At 58.7% G+C, this 5,471-nt stretch carries 4 protein-coding genes and 1 pseudogene; 2 read left to right on the top strand and 3 right to left on the bottom strand.

Features of this window, described 5'->3' with window-relative positions:
• Positions 1-88: 88 nt before the first annotated feature.
• The 3 genes from BUE21_RS14020 to BUE21_RS14010 all read right to left on the bottom strand — a co-directional run bounded on the left by BUE21_RS14020 (position 89) and on the right by BUE21_RS14010 (position 3,305).
• On the bottom strand, positions 89-661 hold the full coding sequence (locus tag BUE21_RS14020; RefSeq protein WP_073357259.1) for a methylated-DNA--[protein]-cysteine S-methyltransferase: 573 nt from the start codon (positions 659-661) through the stop codon (positions 89-91).
• Positions 662-793: 132 nt separating this feature from the next.
• Positions 794-2,173: an adenylosuccinate lyase gene (gene purB / locus BUE21_RS14015; RefSeq protein WP_073357258.1), complete on the bottom strand. Its 1,380-nt coding sequence runs from the start codon at positions 2,171-2,173 to the stop codon at positions 794-796.
• 46 nt (positions 2,174-2,219) lie between these two features.
• Positions 2,220-3,305, bottom strand: a complete 1,086-nt coding sequence (locus BUE21_RS14010; RefSeq protein WP_073357257.1) for a homocysteine S-methyltransferase family protein — start codon at positions 3,303-3,305, stop codon at positions 2,220-2,222.
• Positions 3,306-4,110: 805 nt separating this feature from the next.
• Between BUE21_RS14010 and BUE21_RS14000 the strand changes: the two are divergent.
• A pseudogene (locus BUE21_RS14000) lies at positions 4,111-4,727 on the top strand (BapA/Bap/LapF family prefix-like domain-containing protein); the annotation flags it as partial.
• Between the two features lie 45 nt (positions 4,728-4,772).
• On the top strand, positions 4,773-5,471 hold a 699-nt coding region (locus tag BUE21_RS13995), incomplete at its 3' end, for a hypothetical protein (protein WP_200796753.1).

The raw sequence follows: 5,471 nt of genomic DNA, 5'->3' as shown, positions 1-5,471 counted from the left end.
CTGGCCCGAAGGGTTGGGCCCAAAAAGGCCGTGCGCGGCGTTGCAAAGCCTCGCAAGGCATAAAGCCTTGCTGCGTTTTGCGCCTTGCTCACAGCCTTTTTGGACTCCAACGCGGGGGTGAATCTGATGGAGGAGACGCCCTAGGCACATGCAGGCGTGAGAGATCCGCACCTTCGTGTTCCAGCAGATGGATTTTCTTGCTGATGCCACCCGCATAGCCAGTCAGGCTGCCGTGACTGCCCACCACGCGGTGGCACGGGATGATGATGGAAATGGGATTGTGCCCGACCGCACCCCCCACCGCCTGACTGGACATGCGCGGCAGGTTCTGCCGCACCGCCACAGACCGGGCAATCTCGCCATAGGTCGTAGTCTGGCCATACGGAATCTCGCACAGCAGCTGCCAGACGAGTTGGCGAAAGCCACTGCCCTGGGGCGCGAGTGGCAGTTGTGCAATTGTGGGCTGCTTACCGGCGAAATAGGCATCCAGCCATTGCCGGGTGGCGGTGAACACCGGCAGATCATCCTGAGGCACCGGTGTGCCGGAGATACTGCCACCAAAATACTTCTGCCCCTGCATCCACAGCCCGACAAGGTGCTGACCGTCGCTGGCCAGCAGCAGTGGCCCCAGGGGCGAGTGGTATGGCGTGGAATAAAGCATGGGGTTTCCTGGCGGAGGGATTCGAGGAAGGGGAGCGATTCTGGCAGTCACGTTGCCGATGCCATTCAAAGAAAAACCGCGCCGGGGCATGGTATCCCTTGGCGCGGTTTTGGGCATGAACGCGCTCAACAATCAGATGCGCCGTGCCAGTTCCTCTGCCTTGCCAATATAGCTGGCAGGAGTCAGGGCCAGCAATTGCGCCTTGGCATCGGCGGGAATCTCCAGCCCTTCGATCAACTGCCGCAGATCGGCTGCCTGCACGGTCTTGCCGCGTGTCACCGCTTTCAGGGCTTCGTACGCGCCGGTGATGCCGTAGCGGCGCATCACGGTCTGGATCGGCTCGGCCAGCACTTCCCAAGCATTGTCCAGATCATCGGACAGGTTTTCGGCGTTCAGCTCCAGCTTGTTCAGGCCGGTCAGCAGCGACTGGTAGGCCAGCACGGCATAACCCAGGGCCACGCCCAGGTTGCGCAACACCGTGCTGTCGGTCAGATCGCGTTGCCAGCGGCTGATCGGCAGTTTCTCCGACAGGTGGCGCAGCAGCGCGTTCGACAGGCCCAGATTGCCTTCCGCATTCTCGAAGTCAATCGGATTGACCTTGTGCGGCATGGTGGAGGAGCCAATCTCGCCCTCCTTGAGTTTCTGCTTGAAGTAGCCCAGGCTGATGTAGCCCCAGATGTCGCGGCTCAGGTCGATCAGGATGGTATTGGTGCGCGCCACGGCATCGAACAGTTCGGCCATGTAATCGTGCGGCTCGATCTGGATGCTGTAGGGCTGGAATGTCAGCCCCAGGCCTTCCGGTGCCGGGGTTTCGATGACCTTGCGGCTGAACGCCTCCCAGTCGAACTCTGGCCAGGCTGCCAGATGGGCGTTGTAGTTGCCCACTGCACCGTTCATCTTGGCACGCAATGGCACGCGCTGAATGTGGCCCAGTGCAATGTCCAGCCGTGCCACCACGTTGGCAATTTCCTTGCCCACCGTGGAGGGGCTGGCGGTTTGCCCGTGCGTGCGGCTGAGCATGGAAACACCGGCAAACTGGTGGGCGAGTGCGCGCAGTCTCGTCACTACGGCTTGCAGGTCGGGAACCAGCACGGTGTCGCGGGCCGCCTGCAATTGCAGCGCGTGGCTGGTGTTGTTGATGTCCTCGCTGGTGCAGGCGAAATGCACGAACTCACTGGCCTTCTCCAGTGCGGGGCGATCCTTGAACTGCGCCTTGATCCAGTATTCCACCGCCTTCACATCGTGGTTGGTGGTTTTTTCGATGTCCTTGATGGCCTGTGCATCGGCCTCGCTGAAATCGCGCACCAGACCCAGCAGAAACTCGCGGTCGGCATCGGACAGGGCTGGGAACTCGGCAAAACCGGCATTCGACAGCGCGATGAACCAGGTTATTTCCACTTGCACGCGCTTGTGCATATAGCCGAATTCGCTGCCAATCGGGCGCAGGGCCGAGAGTTTGCGCAGATAACGTCCATCGAGGGGAGACAGGGCAGTGAGGGCAGTCAGGGTCATGGTGGGAAAAATAAAAAGAATGCAGAAAAAAAGCGGGGCCGCCGCGTCAGACGGTTTCGCGGTAGGCAGAGAATGCGCCGCTTCCCTTGAGGATGCGCGCCTGCTCCGACGCGACCGCCTCGGCGATGGCCCGAATGTGGTCGGGTGTGGTGCCGCAGCAGCCGCCGACGATGTTCACCAGCCCTTCGGCGGCAAACTCATGCACCAGCCGGCTGGTGACTTCCGGGGTTTCGTCAAAGCCGGTCTCGCTCATCGGATTGGGCAGACCGGCATTCGGGTAGCAACTGATGTAGGTATCCTGTGCCACCTGTTGCAACTCCTGGATATACGGGCGCATCAGCGCGGCCCCCAGTGCGCAGTTCAACCCCACGGCCAGCGGGCGAACGTGGCGCACGCTGTACCAGAAGGCCGTCACGGTCTGGCCGGACAGAATCCGCCCGGAAGCATCCGTCACCGTGCCGCTGATGAGAATGGGCAGACGTTCCCCCGTCTGCTCGAAAGCCTGCTCCACGGCGAACAGCGCGGCCTTGGCATTGAGCGTGTCGAAGATCGTCTCGACCAGAATCACATCACTGCCACCTTCGATCAGGGCCAGCGTCTGCTCCAGATAGGCTTGGCGCAGGGTCTCGAAATCCACGTTGCGCGCGCCGGGGTCGTTCACATCCGGACTGATGCTCGCCGTCTTTGGGGTGGGGCCGAGTGCACCGGCGACGAAGCGCGGCCACTGTGGGGTGCTGAACCGGTCACAGGCGGCACGGGCGATCTGGGCCGAGCGCAGATTCATCTCGTATGCCAGATCGGCCATGCCATAGTCCTCCTGTGCCACCGTCGTGGCTCCGAAGGTATTGGTTTCGATCAGGTCGGCTCCGGCGGCCAGATAGCCTTCGTGGATGTCGCGAATCACATCCGGGCGGGTCAGCGACAGCAACTCGTTGTTGCCTTTGACATCACGGGGAAAATCCACGAAACGCTCACCCACAGCCCCTTCACCGCTGTAGCCCGCTCCCCGGTACTGTGCTTCCGTGAGCTTGAAACGCTGGATCATGGTGCCCATGGCCCCATCCAGGATGGCAATGCGCCGGGCCAGAATGGCCGGCAACTGTGAGGCACGGGTGTAAGACAGATCAGACATGGGGCGTGATTTTACGCCCTATGGCCATCGCACGCAGTGTGTGCACAACGCATCATCGGCTCCTGTGCCATCTCGGGCTGTTTCAATATGGTGAAACAAGGCCACCGGCAGTAGCGCATAAAGCACAGTGACTATGTGACCAATCGGTGCATTGAATTGTTACTTTTATTTACATGAAAAATGAATGAAGTTTGTCTTTGGTCAAATATATAAAATTTATTTGGATATTGCCCCGAGCCTCGATGAGGCGAACCGTTTGGGTGGTTTGCACAGTATTTCAAATTGCTTGAACCGATCGGACGTGATTTTTGTGCTGGCATGGCCAATGAGCAGGCTAATACTCTTTTTTTGTAAGTTGCAGGGGTAAAGTCCTCATTCTGAATCAGGATTGGTTTGAACTGTCATCTTTTATCGCATTGCAACATATAAAATAAAAGAGAATTTTGCCTGTAATTTCGGCAATTTATGTAAGAGTGTGTTTGCGGTTTTGCCGCGTCAGTCGTTTCATCCGGAAAAACGGCGTCGCGTGAAGTGTGACCCACAGAAGTGTTTCTGTGGCTGGATTCGAAAGATATAGTCTCCTGTGCTTTGCTCGGTGAGGGCCTAAACGTGCTCTGGTGAAGATCTGTAAATCCCACGAAGCCGTCGTTGAAGACACGGTGCTGCATGGGATCTACAGACCTTCCTTGGTGTCAAGCGGCACTGGTTTTGTAGTCTGATGCATGGTTTACAGCATCGTCTGTTTGCTTGTGGAAAAACAGAAATCCATGCGGTCGATTCGTTTGTATTAAGAAGGGGTTTGTGAATGTCGGTCATCGTTGTTACAAAGAAAAATGGTCATGTAGTTGAGCTTCCTTTGGGAGACATCCATCTGGAGCATCCCAGGGCCGTCAAGCTGGAGTTCGGGCCAGAGCATGTACTCCGTTTCGAAAAAGTGGGCAATGACCTCGTACTGGTGCTGCTGGATGGCCAGAAAATCACCATTACCAACTTCTTTGTGATCGAAGATGGCGAGCGCAGCGAACTGCTGCTGCAAGATGCCGACGAAGTGCTCTGGTGGGGACAATACACCTCGCCATGGGCTGAATTCCACTTTGCCGAAATTGAGATTCACCATGGCTTGGCTGCGCCGTGGACCTCCACCATGCCGTGGCTGTTGCCATTGCTGGCGGTCGCAGGTGTAGGCTTGGCGGTCAGCGGTGGCAGCGATTCCACCCCGGTCAATAACATTCCCACTGCCGAACCGCAATCCCTTACCACGCCGCCCAATACCCCGGTGGACGGACGGATTCAGGCACAGGACCCTGACGGCGACACACTGGGATACACGATCGCGTCGCAACCCGCCAACGGCACGGTGACCATCGACCCTGAAACAGGCGAATACCGCTACACCCCCATACCGGCTATTACGGTTCAGACAGCTTCACCGTCACGGTCAGCGACGGCAAGGGAGGCTTCACCACTGTGACCGTCTCGGTGCTCATTCCGCAAGCAGGCGACCCTCCTGCTCCCACCGTCGAACTCGATCCGATTGCCGTCGTGCCAGGCAGCGACAGCACCCCTGTCAGCGGCATCATTCAAATACCGCAAGGCACCGTGCCCGAGAGCGTCACCCTGCAAATAGGGGGAGGCGACCCCATAACCATACCGATCGAGAGCCTGCAAGGCCCCGATGAGAACGGCAACTACCGCTTCAGTATCAATGTCCCGAGCAATCAACTGCAACCGGGCACCCCGGTGGAAGTCATCGCCACCGTGCGCGACCCACAAACCGGCAAGATCAGTGGCCCTGGTGAAGACGACAAGACTGTGCCGCCAACCGGCAATCCACCGGCTCCGATTGTCGGACTGGACCCCATCACTGTCCCGCCAGGCAGCGACAGCACACCTATTCCTGTCAGCGGCATCATCCGAGTGCCCGAAGGTACGGTGCCTGACAGCGTCACGCTTCAGGTAGGCGGTGGCAACCCCATCACCATCCCGGTCGAAAGCCTGCAAGGCCCTGATGAGAACGGCAACTACCGTTTCACCGTGGAAGTCCCCGGCCATCAATTGCAACCAGGCGCCCCCGTAGACATCATTGCCACCGTCCGCGACCCGCAAAGTGGCGCGACCAGCACACCCGGCGAAAGTCAGCAGACAGTGAAGACAGAGCCAGATGAT

Source organism: Lampropedia hyalina DSM 16112 (assembly GCF_900129055.1).
Taxonomy (GTDB): Bacteria; Pseudomonadota; Gammaproteobacteria; order Burkholderiales; family Burkholderiaceae_C; genus Lampropedia; species Lampropedia hyalina.
The sequence above is the reverse complement of the archived record's forward strand: the minus strand, read 5'-3'. Positions and strand labels throughout refer to the sequence as shown.